Source organism: Rothia sp. HMSC058E10 (assembly GCF_001809415.1).
Taxonomy (GTDB): domain Bacteria; phylum Actinomycetota; class Actinomycetes; order Actinomycetales; family Micrococcaceae; genus Rothia; species Rothia dentocariosa.
On the sequence record NZ_KV797627.1, the window covers coordinates 82023 to 101602 of the forward strand.

Annotated in this window: 17 protein-coding genes; 14 read left to right on the plus strand and 3 right to left on the minus strand. The window is 59.4% G+C overall.

What is annotated here, in order from left to right:
- Position 1 precedes the first annotated feature (1 nt).
- The gene (locus tag HMPREF2609_RS05085) at positions 2 to 421 is read left to right on the plus strand and encodes a type II toxin-antitoxin system VapC family toxin (RefSeq protein ID WP_070535351.1); all 420 of its coding nucleotides are present in this window, start codon (positions 2 to 4) and stop codon (positions 419 to 421) included.
- Between the two features lie 66 nt (positions 422 to 487).
- Here HMPREF2609_RS05085 and HMPREF2609_RS05090 read toward each other — a convergent pair whose 3' ends face one another.
- Positions 488 to 1918 (minus strand): FtsX-like permease family protein, encoded by a 1431-nt coding sequence (locus tag HMPREF2609_RS05090; RefSeq protein ID WP_070535353.1) that lies wholly within the window; start codon positions 1916 to 1918, stop codon positions 488 to 490.
- Positions 1919 to 1920: 2 nt separating this feature from the next.
- Complete coding sequence (locus HMPREF2609_RS05095) at positions 1921 to 2967, minus strand: ABC transporter ATP-binding protein (RefSeq protein ID WP_246825578.1); 1047 nt, start codon at positions 2965 to 2967, stop codon at positions 1921 to 1923.
- A gap of 163 nt (positions 2968 to 3130) precedes the next feature.
- Here HMPREF2609_RS05095 and HMPREF2609_RS05100 point away from each other — a divergent pair, with 163 nt between their 5' ends.
- The 9 genes from HMPREF2609_RS05100 to HMPREF2609_RS05140 all read left to right on the plus strand — a co-directional run bounded on the left by HMPREF2609_RS05100 (position 3131) and on the right by HMPREF2609_RS05140 (position 15008).
- The gene (locus HMPREF2609_RS05100; RefSeq protein WP_070535568.1) at positions 3131 to 4396 is read left to right on the plus strand and encodes a histidine phosphatase family protein; all 1266 of its coding nucleotides are present in this window, start codon (positions 3131 to 3133) and stop codon (positions 4394 to 4396) included.
- Positions 4386 to 4844 carry a VanZ family protein gene (locus HMPREF2609_RS05105; RefSeq protein WP_246825579.1) on the plus strand — a complete coding sequence of 153 codons (459 nt, stop codon included), beginning with the start codon at positions 4386 to 4388 and terminating at the stop codon, positions 4842 to 4844. Before HMPREF2609_RS05100 ends, HMPREF2609_RS05105 begins: the two co-directional genes overlap by 11 nt.
- Before the next feature lie 393 nt (positions 4845 to 5237).
- Entirely contained in the window at positions 5238 to 6029 is a 792-nt protein-coding gene (locus HMPREF2609_RS05110) for a DeoR/GlpR family DNA-binding transcription regulator (protein WP_013397862.1), read from the plus strand.
- Positions 6026 to 6976 (plus strand): 1-phosphofructokinase family hexose kinase, encoded by a 951-nt coding sequence (locus tag HMPREF2609_RS05115; RefSeq protein ID WP_070535359.1) that lies wholly within the window; start codon positions 6026 to 6028, stop codon positions 6974 to 6976. Before HMPREF2609_RS05110 ends, HMPREF2609_RS05115 begins: the two co-directional genes overlap by 4 nt.
- Before the next feature lie 139 nt (positions 6977 to 7115).
- A complete protein-coding gene (locus tag HMPREF2609_RS05120; protein WP_070535361.1) occupies positions 7116 to 9194 on the plus strand; it encodes a PTS fructose transporter subunit IIABC in 2079 nt (692 codons plus the stop codon).
- 41 nt (positions 9195 to 9235) lie between these two features.
- Positions 9236 to 10930, plus strand: coding sequence for a phosphoenolpyruvate--protein phosphotransferase (ptsP, locus tag HMPREF2609_RS05125; protein WP_070448843.1), 1695 nt, complete (start codon positions 9236 to 9238; stop codon positions 10928 to 10930).
- 190 nt (positions 10931 to 11120) lie between these two features.
- The gene (locus HMPREF2609_RS05130) at positions 11121 to 11399 is read left to right on the plus strand and encodes an HPr family phosphocarrier protein (protein ID WP_013397859.1); all 279 of its coding nucleotides are present in this window, start codon (positions 11121 to 11123) and stop codon (positions 11397 to 11399) included.
- A 352-nt stretch (positions 11400 to 11751) separates the two neighbouring features.
- The gene (locus tag HMPREF2609_RS05135; protein WP_048754154.1) at positions 11752 to 12852 is read left to right on the plus strand and encodes a lipid II:glycine glycyltransferase FemX; all 1101 of its coding nucleotides are present in this window, start codon (positions 11752 to 11754) and stop codon (positions 12850 to 12852) included.
- 71 nt (positions 12853 to 12923) lie between these two features.
- Positions 12924 to 15008 (plus strand): threonine/serine exporter family protein, encoded by a 2085-nt coding sequence (locus tag HMPREF2609_RS05140; RefSeq protein ID WP_070535363.1) that lies wholly within the window; start codon positions 12924 to 12926, stop codon positions 15006 to 15008.
- A 107-nt stretch (positions 15009 to 15115) separates the two neighbouring features.
- Here HMPREF2609_RS05140 and HMPREF2609_RS05145 read toward each other — a convergent pair whose 3' ends face one another.
- Entirely contained in the window at positions 15116 to 15790 is a 675-nt protein-coding gene (locus tag HMPREF2609_RS05145) for a uracil-DNA glycosylase (RefSeq protein ID WP_004005592.1), read from the minus strand.
- A 101-nt stretch (positions 15791 to 15891) separates the two neighbouring features.
- On the opposite strand from HMPREF2609_RS05145, the gene HMPREF2609_RS05150 reads away from it, so the two are divergent.
- The 4 genes from HMPREF2609_RS05150 to HMPREF2609_RS10910 all read left to right on the plus strand — a co-directional run bounded on the left by HMPREF2609_RS05150 (position 15892) and on the right by HMPREF2609_RS10910 (position 19546).
- Positions 15892 to 16284 carry a DUF3263 domain-containing protein gene (locus HMPREF2609_RS05150; RefSeq protein WP_070535365.1) on the plus strand — a complete coding sequence of 131 codons (393 nt, stop codon included), beginning with the start codon at positions 15892 to 15894 and terminating at the stop codon, positions 16282 to 16284.
- A gap of 141 nt (positions 16285 to 16425) precedes the next feature.
- Positions 16426 to 16977 (plus strand): LytR C-terminal domain-containing protein, encoded by a 552-nt coding sequence (locus tag HMPREF2609_RS05155; RefSeq protein WP_070535366.1) that lies wholly within the window; start codon positions 16426 to 16428, stop codon positions 16975 to 16977.
- A 373-nt stretch (positions 16978 to 17350) separates the two neighbouring features.
- The gene (groL, locus tag HMPREF2609_RS05160) at positions 17351 to 18973 is read left to right on the plus strand and encodes a chaperonin GroEL (protein ID WP_048751751.1); all 1623 of its coding nucleotides are present in this window, start codon (positions 17351 to 17353) and stop codon (positions 18971 to 18973) included.
- Positions 18974 to 19207: 234 nt separating this feature from the next.
- Positions 19208 to 19546, plus strand: a complete 339-nt coding sequence (locus HMPREF2609_RS10910; RefSeq protein WP_210391451.1) for a hypothetical protein — start codon at positions 19208 to 19210, stop codon at positions 19544 to 19546.
- Positions 19547 to 19580: the final 34 nt, after the last annotated feature.

Genomic DNA, 19580 nt, shown 5'->3' on the forward strand with positions numbered 1-19580 from the left:
CGTGTACCTTGCCGATACAAATGTGATCTCCGAACTGCGTAAATACCGTTCGGGCAGAATGCATCCTTCGGTGCGCCGTTGGGTAGAACATGTAGACGTGAACGACGTGTATATCAGCGTGATTAGCATGATGGAGATTCGCGCAGGAATCCTGCGGCATGCCCGTAAAGATGCGGCTCAGGCTCAGATTCTGCAGCAATGGTTTTCTCATGAGCTTGCGCCGGAGTTTGCGGGGCGCATCCTGCCGGTTTCTTTAGAGGTTGCTCTCACCTGCGCTGAACTCCACGTGCCGCATAAGAAATCAGAATACGATGCGCTGATCGGTGCCACTGCCCGAGAACACCACCTGATGTTGGTGACTCGTAACGTTGCAGATTTTCAGGGCATGGACCTCGATATTCTCAACCCGTTCGAGTTTTAGTCTTAACGCTTAGTGTATGCCGCGAGCAGGTAGGAAAATCCTACCTGCTCGCGGGAAAAGAAAACGCTACACTGCCGAGACCGGTTTGCGGCTGACCTGTTCCATGACGGGCCCGGTTGCCGCCAACGCTGCGAATACCAGCCCCAGCCCCATCGCGATCGAGCCGAATACCAGTGCTGCGGTGTACAGCAGCCCCGTCTCGGTGAGCGCCGAACCAAGCAGCAGCACGAATAGCGGCAGTGCCACCACCGCAGACATACAGCTCACCAGCAGCAGTGGGCCAAACACTACGATGCGCCTCGAACGCTTCAAAACCGCAGCTTCGGTACCCATCATCCGCAGAGAAGAATACAATGAACTGCGCTCATAGATAGCGGCGGACTGGTTTAGCAGCGCCGAAAGCGCCACCAGCAGGTAGGAGAGGAACAGCACCAGCACCAGACCCTGCAATATATCCCCAATAAGATAGGACTCCGCCGAGCCTTCTTCCACACCCGGCGCGGAATTGACCATGCCCAGAATCGGCCCCACGAAAGCGGCAATAAACGTGGTCATGGCAACCCCGGAGACCTGCCGCCAGGCGGCGCGCGGCGATTCCAAAATGGAGCGATATGCCAGCAGGGTTGCGGGGGTGCGGGCGGTGCGAACCCGAATGCGGGCGTACAGACCCACCACGAACCCGCCGATCAGGTCTACGGCGAGCATCGTGAGCAGGATCGGCAGCCCAAACATGATGGTGATTACCAGTACCAGCACGAACCCGTTCGAGTCCATCGAATCGGCGGCGAGATTCATAATGACCTGGGAAGCAATCGCCCCGACAAAGCCCATCACCAGAAGTACACAGCCCAGAATGAGGGCGCGTTTACCGAGAGACGGCTTATCCGACCGGGTGCGTACCCCCAGCGGGCTGATGGCCACCTTCGAGAGCCCAAAGAGCGAACTGGTTGCGGCGATGATCAGGCTCACAAACCCGCAGACCAGTACGATGGGCAGGGGCAGCAGCATATTTTCGGGGCCCAGCGGGATGTTCTGGAAGCGCAGCATCCCGAAGGGCAGCACCAGAATCAGGTACACGATAAACCCGAGCACGAACCCAACCGCAGCGTAGATCACGGAATCGAGCATGGTGTAGAGGGTAAGCCGCCGGGTGGAGGCACCCAGCAGCCGCAGGGTTGTCAGGCGGTCGTCGCGGCGGCGTGCGCTGAGCCGTGCCGCGGATGCGCCGAGCGTGAAGAGCGGGGTGAGAAGCAGGAACCCGCTAATCCAGGCGAGCATCAGGTATAGCGGCTGCATCGTGTGCGCCGTGTTTTTGGTGCCGGGTCCCGACTCGACCGAGGTGGCCGTGCTGGCGTCCCCGCCCAGCCACAGGTAGAAGGCGTGAATACCTCCGGCGATCAGCAGAAAGAGCGCCGCAGATGCGGCAAACGCGAGCACCGGAAGGATCGCCTGGGATGTGGGCAGGGTGCGGCGCGCGAGAAGTTTGAAGGTCTGCATTCTTAGGCGCCTTTCCCCAGGAGGCCGCGCATCGAGAAAAGACGCCGGGCGGGTTTATACGGCGCTGGTGCATGGTTGCGTGAGGCCGCGGTGTGCGCCGTGCCCGGAGTATGGGCGGGGGAGTAGCGAACGTTCGCGGGCGGCTGGGTTTGTACGGAAACCCGGTTGTATGTTTGGGGCGGGTTTACCGCGGGGTTCCCAGGCTGGAAGACGCCCGGTTGTGCGGAAGGAGCGGGTGCCGCATCCTGAGGGGGTACCGGCTGGCTCGGCGGTGCGGGCACCCGATACTGTACCGAATCCCCGCCCTGCTGACCTGGCGCGGTGGGATCCTGCCGGTTATCCTGCACAATCTGCCCGTCGTGCAGGTGGATTGTGCGGGAGCATTGCGCCGCAACTTGCGGATCGTGGGTGACGATCACGAGGGTTTTACCCTGCTGCGGAACGAGTGTGAGCAGAAGATCCATGACCTCTTGGGCGGTCACGCTGTCGAGCGCGCCGGTGGGTTCATCCGCAAAGGTAATCGGTGCACCGGTAATCTGTGAACGCGCAATTGCCACGCGCTGTGCCTGCCCGCCAGAAAGTTCGCCGATGCGTTTCTCGCACATGTCGCCTAGCCCCAGCCGGGCGAGCAGGTTTGCGGATGCGGTACGTGCCTGCTCGCGCGACATCCCGGAGATCATGGCGGCGAGCGAGACATTTTCTTCTGCGGTGAGCTCAGGGATGAGAAGTCCCTGCTGAAAGATGAATCCGAAGGAGTTTGCGCGCAGGCTTGTGCGCTGTTTTTCGCTTAGGGCGCCGAGTTCAACGCGCCCGCCCGGTATCTCGGGTCCGCCGCCGAGCACCTGAATGGTGCCCGAGTCTATGCGAATAATGCCGGAGAGCGCGTGCAGAAGCGTGGTTTTTCCGGAACCGGAGGGTCCCATAACGGCCACGGATTCGCCGGGGTAAATATCGAGCGAAATATCGCGCAGTACTGTGTGCTGTCCGTAGGATTTGGTAAGGTTGCGCACCGAGATGACGGGTGCGTATGAGGTGTAAGAAGTATTCATAGCATCCATTTTTCCAAGGGTGACGGGGCGTTTTTATCCGTCTGCGGGGTGAAAAAATGCGGCGATAATGCCGGGTTTTTCGCGGGTTTTCATCCCTAAGGATGAGTGGGGCGTGTTCTGGGGTACGGCTCTAAATCGTGAGGATGATGCCATACTTAAGACCATGACTGACGCACAGACCCACCATGAACACGCTGAAACGCCCGGTAAGATTTTTCTGCTTCGGCACGGGCAGACCGACTGGAATATAAATCACCGGTTTCAGGGCAGAACCGATATTCCGTTGAACGATACGGGGCGTGAACAGATTCGGGGTGCCGTGCCGCAGCTGCGTGAGATGGCTCAGCGCGGCGTGCAGATTGACGGTGTGGTTTCGTCCCCGCTTGAACGCGCGGCGGAGAGCGGGCAGATTGTTGCCCAGGCACTAGGGGTGCCGTATCTGGGTGCATACGCGGGGCTAGAAGAACGTTCATTCGGTGATTTGGAGGGTGAGGCTGCAACCCCTGAGCTGGTGGCGGCATCCCGCACGGATGGGCATAAATACGGGGTTGAGGAGCGCGAGGCCCTGGTGAGCCGCGCCCTGACCGCCCTGAACCGGGTGCGCCGCGAGCATGAGGGCAAGAACATTGTGGTGGCTACTCACGGCATGCTGATTGCGGTGACGATGACCGTGCTTCTGGAAGGCCGCGAGCATGAGGGCTACGAGACGATCGACGGCATGTTCCCTATTCCTCCGAATGCTTCGCTCACCGAGCTTCCTATCGACTATCTTGACGATGCGATTGATGCCCACGTGCTGGTGAGCCGCCAGCCTAAGCTGCACGCCGAACCTTTCCCTAAGAATCTGGCGGGCGGTTCGCTCACGCTGATTCGCCACGGACAGACCGAATGGAATAAGAACCAGCTCATGCAGGGTATCAGCGATATTCCGCTGAACGACACCGGTCGCGCACAGGCACGTGAAACCGGGGCGAAGCTGCGCAGTCTGGGTTTGAGCTATGATCGTGTGATTTCTTCACCGCTTTCGCGAGCTTATGAGACCGCGCAGCTGGTGGGCGAGGATTTCGGGCTTCCGGTCAGTGAAACCTACCCCGACTTGGTGGAACGTAATTATGGTGCCGCCGAGGGCGTGAATATTCCCGTTCCCGAGCGGCGCGCCCCCGACCGCTACTATCCGCAGGTAGAGACCGAACGCGATGTGTATGTGCGTGCCGTGCGTGTTCTGCGTGAGATTGTGCGCCAGTATCCTGGGGAGCGCATCATTGCGGTGAGCCACGGGAGCCTGATTCGCCGCGCTATTTCGGCGGCGCAGGGGTACGAGCATACGCAGACTGTGCCGAACGCCGAGCCTTTAGAGGTCGATCTTAAAGGGCTTTTCGCCTTTGATGAGAACACGGTGTTCGATGAACGGGGTCGTCTTGTCTGGTAGATCTGGCAGAGTGTTCCAGGTAATCGGATGGGCTCTTTTTGCGCTGTATTGCGCCGCCGTTGCAACAATCGTGTTTGCCCCGCAGCATGTGGACGATAACGAGGCTGGTTCTCGCCTGACCTCGCTTATCGATGCCGGTCACGCACAGGGGTGGCTGCCCGGGTTTATCACCTATGCGAGCATCGAACAGCTCTCGAATGTCATCATGTTTGCCCCCGGCGGGTTTATGCTCATGCTTTTGCTGTTCTGCCGTACCCGCCCGTGGCACAGGGTAGGGGCGATCACCCTGGGCGCGGTGGCGGTCAGTGCCGGAATCGAACTCATTCAAACGGCCATGCCCGAACGCACCGGCGACCCTCTAGACGTGCTCATGAACGGGACGGGTGCGTTTATTGGTTCCCTGACCGCCTGGGGTGTGCATAGTCTCTGGATGCGCTGGCGGCAGTAGGAACACGGCGGTACAAAGAGGATGCCCGCGCATCCTGAACGCGCCACGCACTAGAAAACCTTTGTGATTCAAGGCAGATCAAAACTACTCGCACCCGAACGTTTAGAAGCCGCGCATCCGGTGTGGGTTTAGATGCGTTGTGGGGTGAACAGTGTGTGTCTGTTGTGGATTATTTGACCTTAAGTGTGGTTTCGAGGGTAAATTCACAAAAAATCGATGATTTATCCGTGGGTTATCTTGACGCACCCACATAAACCCACATAAAATCAAGGGCAAGACTGTTGTCTTGAGTGGTGATACGCATTCGCCGTTCCGCCATGATACACAGACCTAAGAATTCGCGTGGAACGGTTCGTTCGCTCCACACCCATACCTTGAAAGTGATGTGCGCATATGTTTGCTGAAGAACGTCGTGCCGAAATTGCGAAGCTGGTATCTTCTGCACGCCGCGTTAACGGTGCTGATCTCGCTCGACGCTATGACGTCACCATGGAGACTGTGCGACGAGACCTTGCCGCCCTCGAAGAAGCGGGTAAGCTGCGCCGCGTGCATGGCGGCGCCGTTACCGTTGAGCAGTCTACCTCCCTAGAGTCCTCTATTGCCTCACGTCAGGGCATGAATACTCCCGAGAAGCGCCGCATCGCTGCGAAGGCTTATGAGTATCTGCGTGACTCTGATGTGGGTTCGATTGTTCTTGACGCCGGCTCGACCATTGAGATTTTGGCGGACTATATTGGGTCAGAAAACTTTAGCCTCAAGACCGGCAGCGACCGCATCATTATTACCCATGCCCTGCACATTGCAGTCAAACTCGCTGAGGCAGAGGGGGTCACCCTCGAACTTGTGGGCGGTCAGCTGCGTAAGATGACCTGGGCGGCAATTGGTGCTCGTGCCGCCGAATACTTCGCTACGGTACGTCCCGACATTGCGTTTCTTGGTGCCAACGGCATAGATGCCGAATTTGGTGTTTCCACCCCCGGCATGAATGAGGCCATCGTGAAGACCGCGATCTGCAAATCGGCGCGCCGCGTGGTGCTTCTGTGCGATTCGGCAAAGTTCGGGCAGGAATCACTCGTGCGCTTCGCCGACTTCGAGAATATCGATACCATGATCACCGACCGCGCCCCCGATGGTGCGCTTGCTCAGGCTCTTGAAGCCGCTCATGTGGAGGTGCTCATCGCATGATTCTGACTCTCACCGCTAACCCTAGTTTGGATCGCACGATTGAACTGGGTTCCCCTCTGGCACATGGCGCCGTTCAGCGTGCCGTAGGCGCGGTTCAAGACCCCGGCGGTAAAGGGGTCAATATTTCGCGTGCCTTACATACTTCTCAGGTGCCTACTGTTGCGGTGGTTCCGGGAGAGGCTACCGACCCCGTGCTGACCGCCCTTGCGGCGAGCGGCGTGCAGTTTGCGAATCTGCCCACGGGTGAGCCTATCCGCTCGAATATCACCGTGGTTGATCCGGACGGCACGACTACTAAGCTTAACGCCCCCGGCACCGAGTTTACCCCTGAGCTGCGCGACGCCCTGGATGCGCTCGTGATCGCCCAATCAGAAAACGCAGATTGGGTGGTACTCGCCGGTTCGCTGCCTGGCGGACTGGATGCAACGTATTATGCCGAGCTGTGTGCGAAGCTGCGCGCCAGCGGATATGAAGGCAAGATCGCCGTCGATACCTCTGAGGCGCCGCTGATCGCTACCGTTGCGGGGCAGATAAAGCCTACGTTGATTAAGCCGAATTCTGAGGAGTTGGCACAGCTGACCGGCGCCGAGAATTGGGAAGAGCTGGAGTCGAGCCCCGAGCTGACTGCACGTACCGCGCGAACCTTGGTGAATGACGGCATTCCCTATGTGCTGGCAACACTTGGCGGGTCCGGCGCGGTTCTCGTGACCGCCGAAGGTGCCTGGCATGCACAGCATGAACCCGTGAAGGTGCGCAGCACGGTGGGCGCCGGGGATTCGTCGCTCTCCGGTTTCCTCTTTGCTTATGAGCGGGGAGAGTCGCCGCAGCAATGCCTCGTGCAGGCGGTTGCGCATGGCTCGGCGGCAGCATCCTTACCCGGAACACAAATGCCTTCGGCAGCCATGACAACCCCCGAGAAAGTAACCCTAAAGCAGCTTTCCATTTAGCTTATATTCCATATCAGGCATATAGCATATAGCCTGGTCAACCACTAAAAACAACATATTTACGGACACTTGAGTGCGTACTGAAAACGCCCGCATAGGCATCATGGCGCACCGCATCATACGCCCCGAGGAGGGTATTATGTCTGAGCTCATCACCCCAGAGCTGGTGCTCCTAGACCAGAATCTGGGAGAGACTAAATTCGACGTCATCAGCAAGCTCGCGCACGCCGTCGTCAATGCCTCACGTGCCACCGACTACGATCAGCTGTACGCCGCTGCAGAAGCCCGCGAGTCCAAGACCGACACCGGCATCCCCGGCGGTATCGCCATTCCGCACTGCCGAAGCGCGGCGGTCACCGAACCCACCCTCGCGATGGCACGACCCAACCCCGGCGTGAGCTTCGGCGCGAAAGACGGTGCGGCCGATCTGATCTTCTTCATCGCCGCCCCCGATGGTGCCGACCAGGAACACCTGAAACTGCTCTCCACGCTGGCGCGTTCGCTGATGAAGAAGAGCTTCACCGCCTCCCTGCGTGAGGCACAGACCCCCGAAGAAATCGTAGACCTCGTGAACGATGCGCTCGGCACCGGCGCCCCGAAGAAGGCTCCCGCCTCCGCCGACTCGGCAGCATCGAACGCGCAAAAGGCGGGTGCAGGCGCATCCGCTCAAGCCGCAGCGGCACAGACCGACTCCTCAGAAGCAACTGCATCCGAGAACCCAGCCACCAAGAAAATCGTGGCGGTCACCGCATGCCCCACCGGCATCGCGCACACCTATATGGCGGCGGATGCCCTCAAATACGCGGCGGAAGACCTCGGCTACGACTTCAAGGTGGAGACTCAGGGGTCCTCCGGGAACGAAACCCTCACCCAAGCCGATATTGATGAAGCCGACGCCGTCATTTTCGCGGTCTCCGTGAACGTGCGCGACCGCAGCCGCTTCGCCGGTAAGCCCTATGTGGAAGCCCCCGTCAAGCGCGGCATTGACGAACCGCAGGCCATGATTGAGGAGGCCCTCGCCGAAGCCGAAAACCCCAACGGCAAGCGCGTGAGTGCCGCCGCATCCAGCGGAGAAGACACCTCCTCGGCTGCCGAAGGTTCGTGGGGCTCGCGCATCTACAAGGCCGTGATGACCGGTGTTTCGTACATGATCCCGTTCGTCGCCGCCGGCGGCATTATCGTGGCTCTGGGCTTCATTCTCGAAGCAATCACCATGCCGAACCTGGGCGATGTCGATACCGAAAAGATCCTCGCCAACGCCACAATCTACAACCTGGGAGACACCCACTGGACCCTCTACCTGGGCGCGGTTCTGCAGACCATCGGTAAGTTCGGTCTTGATCTGATGGTTCCCGCGCTCGCCGCCTTTATCGCCTACGGGTTGGCGCAGCGCCCCGGTATTGCGCCCGGCTTTATCGCCGGTTCCGTCGCGGTTGCCGTAAAGGCTGGCTTCCTCGGCGGTATCGTCGGCGGTCTGCTCGCCGGTCTGATTGCCTACGGTTTAGGCACCCTCAAACTGCCGCGCTGGCTCGGTTCGATGATGCCCGTGGTCATTACCCCGCTCATAACCTCACTCGTTGCGGGCGGCATCATGTACCTGCTGTTGGGCGCGCCGCTGGCGTGGGTTCTCGAATCCCTGCAGAACTGGCTGACCTCCATGTCTGGCGCATCCGCTCTTGTCCTCGGCCTGATTCTGGGTGCCATGATGGCATCCGATCTGGGCGGTCCCATCAACAAGGCGGCGTACCTGTTCGCAACCGCCGGGCTTTCCTCGGGTGCCGATGTGAACAAGGAAATCATGGCAGCCGTTATTATCTCCGGCATGGTTCCGCCGCTGGCTATGGCGCTTGCCACCACCCTGCGCCCCAAGCTCTTCACCGAGCCCGAGCGTGAAAACGGCAAGGCCGCGTGGCTGCTGGGCGCATCCTTCATCTCTGAGGGCGCTATTCCGTTCGCCTCGGCAGACCCGGCGCGCGTGATCCCGTCCTCCATCGTAGGCGGCGCGATTGCCGGTGCTATTTCGATGAATGCGCATGTGGCATCCCCGGCACCGCACGGCGGTATCTGGATTATTGGTTTGAGCAACAATGTTCCGATGTTCCTGCTCGCCGTTGTCGCCGGTACCGTCGTATCCGCCATCACCTATGTGCTACTGAAGTCGATTGGCGCGAAGTCGCGGCAGACTGCGACCGAGACCCCAGCGAAGAGCGCCGCATAAGCGTTACACTGTAGAGAACCCAACACGAAGGATATAACTTCATGACTACATATAAAGGCGTCGGTGTTTATGCCGGACGCGTTATTGGTCCCGTGCTACAGATGCCCGAGCCTATTCAAGAGCCTAAAGCCGGTCTACGCCTAGACGGTGAAAGCCCCGAAGAGGCCGGACAGCGTATTCAAGATGCGTCGGTTCGCGTGAAAGAGGACCTGCTCGCACGCGCCGAAAACGCGGGTCGTGACGGCAAGGCCGTGCTCAAATCGACCTCGCAGATGGCGACCGACCGCGCCCTGATTAAGAGCGCCGTGAAGCTGGTTGAGACTCAGCAGATGGCACCTGAGCGCGCGATTTGGGAGGCAGCAACCTCGTTCGCCGACCAGATGGCTGCCCTTGGCGGTTACATGGCTGAGCGCGTCACCGATATTCACGATGTGCGCGCCCGTATTGTGGCGGAACTAACCGGTCAGCAGGCGCCGGGCATCCCCTTCGCGGAGGAGCCTTTCGTGCTCGCCGCAGTTGATCTTGCCCCCGCAGATACCGCGACCCTTGACCCGAAGAACGTGATCGCCCTGATCACTTCGGACGGCGGTCCGCAGGCGCATACCGCGATTTTGGCGCGCGGCCTGGGTCTTCCCGCGATCGTGGCGGCAAAGGGGGTCACCGATATTCCAGACGGCACCGAGGTCTATGTGGACTCGAACGCGGGTATCGTCAATACCGAGCCGACCGATGAAGACCGCGAAGCCGCCGAAAAATACGCTAACCGCAAACCTATCGCCGACTTCGACGGTAAAGGCGTGCTCGCCGACGGCACCCGCGTGCCACTCTACGCGAACGTGGGCGACGGCAAATCCGCTGAGAAAGCAGCCAGCCTGAACGCTGAAGGTGTGGGTCTGCTGCGCACCGAGTTTGGTTTCTTGGGGCACGACGCCGAGCCGTCTATTGAAACCCAGGCAGCAACTTACAAGTCTGTGTTTGATGCCTTCCCTGGTAAGCACATCGTGGTTCGCACCCTGGATGCGGGCGCCGATAAGCCCCTGCCCTTCCTGAACGTGAATCCCGAGGAAAACCCGGCGCTGGGCGTGCGCGGTTTCCGCACCGACTGGACCGTACCCGGCGTGCTGACCCGCCAGCTGGAGGCTATCAAGCAGGCGTCCGAGGATTCCGACGCCGATATTTGGGTTATGGCACCGATGATTTCGACCACCTCCGAGGCTCGCAATTTCGCGAAAATGCTCAAGGAGGTCGGCCTGCCGGTACACGGCGTGATGGTTGAAACCCCCGCCGCAGCCGTGAACGCCGAAGCGATTTTGGGTGAGGTCGATTTTGTGTCGATCGGCACCAACGACCTGACCCAGTACACGATGGCTGCCGACCGTCTGCTGGGCGATCTGGCTCACTTGAACAACCCGTGGCAGCCTGCGGTGCTGAAGATGATTAAGCTGACCGTCAAGGGCGCTAAGCGAGCTTCGGTGAACGCCGGCGAGAAGAAGTATGTGAGCGTCTGCGGTGAGGCCGCCGCCGATCCGGCGCTGGCCGTGGTGCTGGTCGGTCTGGGGGTTGATACCCTCTCGATGAACGCCGGTGCAATCCCCGCGGTTGCGGCGGTGCTCAAGTCGGTGACCCTGGAGCAGGCACGCCATATTGCCAACAAGGCTTTGGAACAGATTTCCTCTGCCGAGGCGAAGGCTGCCGCTCGCGCTGAGCTGCCGATTCTGGACGAGCTCGGCCTCTAGAAGACGCCTCAAACCCGGTGGAGAATAAGGCTAAACCGGTGTTGAAAGTTTATTTCAAGATCGGGTGAGGCATTGGTCCCCAAGCGGTGAGTAAAACTGTACAATTGAGGCAAGAAAACAGGGGGTGCATCCTCCCGTTTGATAAACATGGAGTCGATAACAGACGATTCCTTCACAAAGGAGAAAAACCATGGCAGAGGTTATTGCCACCATTGCAAGCCGCGTTGGTCTGCACGCACGTCCCGCAGCAATTTTTGCTGAGGCAGCTGGCGACCTCCCCGTTGAGGTCACCATTGCAGCCGAAGGCGAGCCCGCAGACGAGGCAATGGATGCGGCTTCGATCCTATCCCTGATGTCCTTGGGTGCTAAGCACGGTGACCGTGTGGTGCTCCGAGCAGAAGGTGAAGGCGCAGACGAAGCTCTAGAGACCCTGAAGAAGATTCTCGAAACCGACCACGACGCAGAGTAATCCTTCCGGCGACTCTCGCCAGCTTACCGGTATCCCGTCGCTTCACGTGCGGCGGGATACCTGCTTTAAGGCTCGGGCGCGCATCCGGTCCGTTTCCTTACCTCTGCCCCGGTCCGCCCGATTAGGTCGGGAGGGGCATAAAAAGACTCTTGATGCGAATAAAGCAGCGTTTTAACTCTTTATTCGCATCAAGGCTCTTTTTAGACGAGGCGAACCCCGCCGATGCACCAATCGCCGCGCCTCTTGTTAGACTTAAGGCGTGCGTGCGCCGCGAGCGCATCAAAAAGACCGCACAAGGTTCGCGGGCGATAAACGTTCGGAACACCCACCACCCCACGAGAGATAGAGACCCTTGCACGAAATTACGGCACGTTTTGCAACCCCAGCAGAAATTCAGGAGTGGGATACCCACGTGATCGCCAACCCGGACGGCGGAAATCTGCTGCAGTCCGCATCATTCGCAAAAGTCAAAGCCGACTACGGGTGGAAACCCCGCTATATCGTGTATGAAGGTACCGTCGATCGTGATGGCGAGAAGCAGCCTTTCGCCAGCTACAGCCTGGCGTTCGAGAAGAATATTCCGTTGCTGGGCAAACTCTGGTACTTCATCAAAGGCCCGGCGGTGCACGATGCAGATGAGCTGCCCGCCCTGCTGCAGGCGAACCGCCGCCTGATTACCGAGCAGAAATTGGGTGTTTTTGCCGTCAAGATCGAACCTGAAATCGTGGCGGATGAGCATGCCCAGCAGGTCATTGCGGGCACCGAGCTGGTTCGTACCGCCGATATTCAGCCGAATGACTACACCGCCATCCTCTCCACCGAGGGTACCGAGGAAGAGGTGCTTAAGTCGTTGTCTTCGCGCGGACGTAACGCTGTACGCCGCGCCACCCGTGAGGGCTGCGAGGTCAAACGGGTTGAGCTCACCGACGAAAATATGCGCGCCATGTATGCCCTTATGGATACCGTGGGGCAGGGCAAAGTTTCGCTTCTGCTGCGCCCCTACGAGTATTACCGCGACTTCTGGAGGGCCTTCGAGAATGCCGGGCAGGGCAGGCTCTACTTCACCTATGAAGACGGCAAACCTTCCGTGGGTGCCTACGTGATTAACTACGGTACGAAGGGCACCTATAAAGACGGCGGTTCTAAGCCGCGCCGTAAACAGTACGGCGACTCTCATCTGGTACAGTGGACTGCGATTACCGACCTCATGAAGGAGCACGGGATCAGCACCTATGACTTCTGCGGCACCCCGCCCGCCGCCGAACTCAAGAATAAAGAACATCCTTACTACGGTCTGGGTCTGTTCAAAACTTCGTTCACGAAGAACGTGACCGACTTCGTGGGCGTTTACGATCAGCCTATTTCAGAGCTCAAATATAAGCTCTGGAACGCCGGTGTGGAGCGGCTGATGCTTCGCCTGTGGGTGAAGAAACACCACTATTCCTTCTACTAGGAAACGCCGCACCGTCACGCCACTCACCGGTACACACAGCGCACCAGCACGCAACACGATCAAGGGATACTATGGCGAAGAACCCCGAGGAGCACAGCTACAACCCAGCCGATGAGAACGCGAGGAGTATTCGCCGCCCGGGATATTTCTTCGCCGTGCCTCTCTCCGAAGTGCACGACTCCAAGCTGCGTGAGGCGCTTGCCCACAGTGGCAAGGAGGTCGAGCAGGCCGAGCAGGCGCGCGAGGCGCTTTATGAGGTTGCAGCGGCGCACGGCGTGGAAACCGATACGGACGATACCCAGCTTCTTCCCGTGGACGAATCCGGTATGCCTCTCGACGAGGCACCGCAGATGCCCTATGAACCGGAGATCCCCTACGAGGAAATCCCCGAAGAACCCGTAATCCAGGCGGTGCAGAGCGTGCCGCCCGAGATACCGCATCCGCAGGAGCCTCCCGCGCAGACCTCCAGCAATATCGTCACGGAGGTCGCTAAATACCGCCAGTCCCAGCCCGTCCCCATGACGGGCATGATTCCGCAGGTGCCCAATTCGCATGCGGCACAGCGGTTCGGCGGTGTAGAGCCCACGGCGAGCGCACCCCCGGTATCCGTACCCACTACGACGATGCCCGCCGGGCGTGGCACGGGCGGGCGGTGGGGCGTGCGAACCACCCTGCGTTCCTTCGTGCGTGCTGACGGCCAGGCGGCGGCGCACGTGGCGCCGCGCGGTGCGGCGCGCATCGCCCAGCGGCAGTTCACCCCGCGCGCCAAACGTGAAGAACGTGCCCGGCGTGAGGCCCTGTACCGCGAGAAAGAATACGCCCGCGACACCCTCAATTTCACGCTGCGCCTGGCGGAGGCCATGTTCTACTATGGCGCGGACGCGATGGACGTAGACTCGGCGATTATCGCGGTGTCTTCGGCGTATGGGCTCGATTCGGTGGATGTTAATATCACCAACCAGTCGGTGACCATCAACTACACCTCCGACCCCGATATTTACATGGAGTCGCGGATCAGCTCGCGAACCATGAGCGCCGACTCCCGGTTCACCCATACGCTCGTGCGCGTGGTGCGCACCTCTACCGAGAATTATGAGGCGCTCGCTTCTACCTACGGGCTGATTCACGATATTACCGAGGGCGGCATGACCTTGGAGGATGCCGACCTTCGCCTGAGCGAGATTACGAACCATCCTAAACCGTATCCGCCGCTGATTACTTGGCTGGCGAATATTGGCTGCGCAACCACGCTGACGGCGGCTCTGGGGGCGAGCTGGTCTACCGCAACTGCTGCGGCGATCGTGTTCATTCCCGTGTACCTGCTGATTCAGTGGCTCAATAAGATTGGTATGCCCACGTTCTTCCGCATGGCGGCGAGCGCGGGTCTGCTGACCTTCCTAGCGATTTGGCTGGGTGGGGATCATTCCATGATTCGCCGTCCGGGGGAGTCGATTTCGGCGCCTCTGGTGGTTGCCGCCGGGCTGATCATGTTCCTGCCGACCTCGCGTCTGGTGGGCGCGGTTCAGGATGCGATTAACGGTTTCCCGGTGACCGCGGCGGGAAGATTCGTTTCGACGGGCATGAGCTTTTTGGGTCTGGTGATCGGCATCGCCTCGGCGGTGAATGCGATTAGCCTGTTTGGCGGCCCGATTCTGGATATTGAGCAGACCCGGTTTGATCTTCCTTCGCCGCTTACGTTCTCGGTGTTCATGCTGGCGGCGACGGTTACGTTTGCGATTACCCTACACACGAAGCTCGTGAAGCTGGGGTGGCTGGTACTCATTACCTGTAGTGCCCTGGTGACCTATCACCTGTATACCTACCTGGTGGGGGTCGATTCTGGGCGTGCGAATACGGCGCTTGCCGCCCTCATAATTGGCATGCTGAGCACCTACGTGGCGTACCGACTGCATGCCCCGCAGGCGGTTTTTTCGATTCCCGCGCTGACCTTCCTGCTGCCGGGCCTGTCGTTCTTCCGCGGCATGTACCTGCTGACGGTTGAGACGAATGTGGTTTGGGGCATCCAGAGCATGATTTCGGCGGTTTCGATTGTGATTGCGATGGCGGCGGGCGTAACGCTGGGCAACTACCTGATGCAGTATCTGCTGCAGCGTTTCGCGGTTCCGCGCAATGTGCCCGCGGAGGCCGCCGAGTAGCGCATCCGTGGTTCTTACATTCCCCTGATGCGGGATGCTACAAAGGCTCTTTATTCCACATTGGAATAAAGAGCCTTTGTATGTAGGTATGAGTGGGCGGATGCGCGTTACTTGACCGTCCAGTCCACCGGCTCCGCACCCTGCTCTACCAGCAGCGTATTCACCCGCGAGAACGGGCGTGAACCGAAGAACCCGCGATGCGCCGATAGCGGCGACGGATGCGCAGACTCCACACACGGGTACGGTTCCAGCATCGGGGCGGTGCGCCGCGCATCCGCACCCCACAGCAGCCCGACCAGGGGCTTATTGCGTGCTGCCAGCGCCCGAATAGCGCACTCAGTCACCTCTTCCCACCCCTTATTGCGATGCGACCCCGGCGCCCCTTCACGCACGCTGAGCACACGGTTCATAAGCATAATGCCCTCATCGGACCACGAGCTCAGATCGCCGTGCTGTGCGGGCTCAATCCCCAAATCGTCGGAAAGTTCCCGGTAAATATTGATGAGCGATTTCGGCAGGGGCATATCCCGCTGCACCGAGAACGAAAGCCCCATTGCGTTTCCGGGGGTGGGGTAGGGGTCTTGCCCCACGATCAGCACCTTGACCTCGTTCATGGGGCGTGAGAATGCGCGGAAAATATTCTGACCTGTGGGAAAAGTTCGGTGTCCCGCCGCGTGTTCGGTGCGTAAAAACTCGCCCATGGCGTGGATTTTATCTTCGACGGGCGCGAGGGCCTGCGCCCAGTCTTCGCTCATAATGTCGGTCAGCGGCGGGTTCGTCATGAAAATACTCCCTGAGAAAATTTGACTCTAATAACACGGTGACTTCAACCAACATACTCTAAAGTGTTCATGTAGACCACCTATGTTCGTCAGGAATCCAGATGCCGATACCTTCTTCGGAAACCCCCGAACCTTCGCCTGCTAACGGCTCCGAAGCCGCCGAACCCGCAGCGGCAGTCCCCGCCGATAGCCCCGGACCCAACCCTACAACACAGCCTGCGTCTTCTGCCCCCGACGCTCCCGAAACCCGCGAAACCGGCGGAAAAACCGAGAACACACGCAAATCCGCCCTCACCGATTTAGAGCGTGCCATGATAGCCCTGGAAAAACGGTACTGGAAGTATCAGGGCACCAAAGAGAAAGCGATTACCGCGCTCGGGCTCACCCCGATCGCCTACTACCAGAAGCTCAATACGATGATCGATAGCCAGCGCGTGATCGCCGCCGAACCTATCCTGATGCACCGCCTGCGCGAGGTTCGCGACCGCAGCTAAAGGCAGCCGCACTGATGTGTGCATGAGCGCACGCCGTTCCGAACAGGACGGATAAAGCCCCATACGGTACCCTGTAAGAGAGAGCTTTGGCAGGGCTCCACCGCGCAGAGCGGTACATCTATTACTCAACCTAGGGAAGTCATGAGCCAATACCCGCACGATGAATTCGACGACATCGACGAGAATACCGCCCGCCGTGGAACATACCGCGGTGTTATTGACGACCCTTCCAAGAGCCCCAAAGGCATTATTCCCGTTGTCGTCGCCGGTATTTTAGCGCTCGTGCTCGGCGGCGCCATGTACATTAACCACCCGCGCAGCAGCTCGCCCGAGGCCGCCGCGCGCGCCAAGAGCTACAGTGCCCCCGCCTCGCCTTCGGAATCATCGTCGCCCTCTGCCTCGGCATCCGAGCAGGCTAAGGATGCGAACGTGGCGGTCTATAACGCATCCGCGCCCGGCGGGTCTGCGGCCAAGGCAAGCGCCGCGCTTGAAGGTTACACGATTACCGAAACCGCGAACTGGTCGGGCACCCCGCCGCAGTCCAGCACGGTCTACTACAAGGACGAGGCCAAGAAGTCGCAGGCCGAAGCTATTGCGAAAACCCTGAATATCACGACGGTTCAGGAGAGCTCAGACACCTTGATTCTGGGCGAGAACGATATTGTGGTGGTGCTCGCCACCGACTACAGCTAAACGGCATCAATCGGCTTGAGACCGCGATTTGCGGTACCGTTTATCATCCCCGCTAGTTTCGGGAACGTTCTATGAGCCCTATGCGTTCGCATATAACATCGCTCGGCTATCGAAACTGGTGCTTTGGCTCCATGCATTCGCACGCGAAGCCGTACCCGTTCACCCCATTGCGGCTTTCCGTGCGCCTTAAGAATGCGCTGAGGGCGATTAAGCTAAATTCGGTGCTCAAAATGTTTGCCCTCGGGCGCACCAAGTGCCAAAATTGTTTTTAGCACTCGGCGCCTTCAGGTGCTAAAACCGGTATCAAAATCTGCTTCGGCAGACCGGAAAACCTGAGCGCTCCATTCGAAACGTCCAGGAGGGATATCGCCACATGGCAAAACTTATTGCTTTTGATGAAGAAGCTCGTCGCGGTCTAGAGCGCGGACTGAACACTCTAGCCGATGCCGTTAAGGTAACTCTTGGCCCCCGTGGCCGCAACGTCGTGCTTGAGAAGTCGTGGGGCGCACCCACGATCACCAATGACGGTGTTTCCATCGCCAAAGAGATCGAGCTTGAAGACCCCTATGAAAAGATTGGCGCCGAACTCGTCAAAGAGGTAGCCAAGAAGACCGACGATATCGCAGGTGACGGTACCACCACCGCAACCGTGCTGGCTCAGGCGCTCGTGCGTGAGGGCCTGCGCAACGTGGCTGCCGGTGCTGACCCGCTGAGCCTCAAGCGCGGTATTGAGAAGGCTGTTGAGGAGGTCACCAAGACCCTGCTCGACTCCGCGAAAGAGGTTGAGACTGAGGAAGAGATCGCGGCAACCGCATCCATCTCTGCGGGCGATCAGGAGATCGGTAAGCTGATCGCTCAGGCTATGGAGAAGGTCGGCAAGGAAGGCGTGATTACCGTTGAGGAATCCAACACCTTCGGCCTGCACCTGGAACTCACCGAGGGTATGCGCTTCGATAAGGGCTTCCTCTCCGGCTACTTCGTGACCGACCCCGAGCGTCAGGAAGCCGTGCTGGAAGACCCCTACATCCTGGTGGTCAACCAGAAGATCTCGAACGTGAAGGATCTGGTTCCCGTTCTTGAGAAGGTCATGCAGTCCGGCAAGCCGCTGCTGATTATTGCCGAGGATGTTGAGGGCGAGGCTCTGGCGCTGCTCGTGCTGAACAAGATGCGCGGCTCCATCAAGTCCGTTGCCGTGAAGGCACCCGGTTTCGGTGACCGTCGCAAGGCTATGATGGCTGATATTGCGATCCTCACCGGCGGTCAGGTTATTACTGAAGAGGTTGGCCTGTCTCTGGATACCGCAACCCTTGAGATGCTGGGTAAGGCACGCAAGGTTGTTGTCACCAAGGACGAGACCACCATCATTGAGGGCGCTGGCGACGCCGCCGCACTTGATGGCCGCGTGGCACAGATTCGCGCTGAGATCGCAAACTCCGATTCCGACTACGACCGCGAGAAGCTGCAGGAGCGCCTGGCAAAGCTCGCCGGTGGTGTGGCTGTGCTCAAGGCTGGCGCGGCAACCGAGGTTGAGCTGAAGGAACGCAAGCACCGCATTGAGGATGCTGTGCGCAACGCAAAGGCAGCCGTTGAAGAGGGTATCGTCCCCGGCGGTGGCGTGGCACTGATTCAGGCGGGCGCGAAGGTCTTCGACAAGCTCGACCTGAAGGGTGACGAGGCAACCGGCGCAAACATCGTGCGCGTGGCTATCGATGCGCCGCTGAAGCAGATCGCAACGAACGCTGGCCTTGAGCCCGGCGTGGTGGTCGATAAGGTTCGTTCCCTGCCCGAGGGTACCGGCCTGAACGCTGCAACTGGCGAGTACGAAGACCTCATGGCTGCGGGTATTAACGACCCCGTGAAGGTGACCCGTTCCGCTCTGCAGAACGCCGCATCGATCGCCGGTCTGTTCCTGACCACCGAGGCTGTGGTGGCAAACAAGCCTGAGCCCGCATCTGCTGCGGCACCGGCTGCTGACCCGATGGGCGGCATGATGTAACGTTTCCCGACTGAGGGAGTATGGTGAAGCTCTCCGGGGCGGGTTCCTGACCGGCACAATGCCGGGTACGGGATTCGCCCCGGAGAGCTTTTGCCTATGCTTTTCAGAGTCGCGAGCAGGTGGTTTTTGGCTCGAGCAGGTAGGAAAATCTTACCTTTTCGGCACAATACTACCTGCTCGCGACGTGCGCCGTGATTCGTTCGGGATGGGAGAGCCGCACGGTATGCTGGATTTATGATGCCTAACACCACCTCCAAATCTTCCGAAAACAACGCCCCCGATACCCCCGCCCGTTCCGGCCAAAACACAAAGAGCATCGGCTCGCGAAATTCATTTCTGAGCATCGGGTCGGTGAACTCATTCTGCAGCATTGGCTCCGTAAATTCGGCGTTTTCGATCGGCTCGGCTTTCTCGTTCGGATCTATCGGCTCGGCTTTTTCTTCGCTGTCCGTTGCCTCGTGCCTGAGCTACATGAGCGTGTTATCGGTTTTATCGGAAGCATCTGTGCTCTCGGCACGGTCGTACAGGTCGGTGCTTAAAGCGGGCCAGCAGAAGAAGGCAAAGAAGCCGTAGCCTTCCCGCCCGATCCAGCCCTGCTTGCTAAAAA

Excerpts from the sequence above, each read along its gene's own strand:
- HMPREF2609_RS05090 (WP_070535353.1), bottom strand. The coding sequence starts at position 1,918 with ATGCAGACCTTCAAACTTCTCGCGCGCCGCACCCTGCCCACATCCCAG.
- HMPREF2609_RS05095 (WP_246825578.1), bottom strand. The coding sequence starts at position 2,967 with ATGAATACTTCTTACACCTCATACGCACCCGTCATCTCGGTGCGCAAC.
- HMPREF2609_RS05100 (WP_070535568.1), top strand. The coding sequence starts at position 3,131 with ATGACTGACGCACAGACCCACCATGAACACGCTGAAACGCCCGGTAAG.
- HMPREF2609_RS05110 (WP_013397862.1), top strand. The coding sequence starts at position 5,238 with ATGTTTGCTGAAGAACGTCGTGCCGAAATTGCGAAGCTGGTATCTTCT.
- HMPREF2609_RS05115 (WP_070535359.1), top strand. The coding sequence starts at position 6,026 with ATGATTCTGACTCTCACCGCTAACCCTAGTTTGGATCGCACGATTGAA.
- HMPREF2609_RS05120 (WP_070535361.1), top strand. The coding sequence starts at position 7,116 with ATGTCTGAGCTCATCACCCCAGAGCTGGTGCTCCTAGACCAGAATCTG.
- ptsP (WP_070448843.1), top strand. The coding sequence starts at position 9,236 with ATGACTACATATAAAGGCGTCGGTGTTTATGCCGGACGCGTTATTGGT.
- HMPREF2609_RS05130 (WP_013397859.1), top strand. The coding sequence starts at position 11,121 with ATGGCAGAGGTTATTGCCACCATTGCAAGCCGCGTTGGTCTGCACGCA.
- HMPREF2609_RS05140 (WP_070535363.1), top strand. The coding sequence starts at position 12,924 with ATGGCGAAGAACCCCGAGGAGCACAGCTACAACCCAGCCGATGAGAAC.
- HMPREF2609_RS05145 (WP_004005592.1), bottom strand. The coding sequence starts at position 15,790 with ATGACGAACCCGCCGCTGACCGACATTATGAGCGAAGACTGGGCGCAG.
- HMPREF2609_RS05150 (WP_070535365.1), top strand. The coding sequence starts at position 15,892 with ATGCCGATACCTTCTTCGGAAACCCCCGAACCTTCGCCTGCTAACGGC.
- HMPREF2609_RS05155 (WP_070535366.1), top strand. The coding sequence starts at position 16,426 with ATGAGCCAATACCCGCACGATGAATTCGACGACATCGACGAGAATACC.
- groL (WP_048751751.1), top strand. The coding sequence starts at position 17,351 with ATGGCAAAACTTATTGCTTTTGATGAAGAAGCTCGTCGCGGTCTAGAG.
- HMPREF2609_RS10910 (WP_210391451.1), top strand. The coding sequence starts at position 19,208 with ATGATGCCTAACACCACCTCCAAATCTTCCGAAAACAACGCCCCCGAT.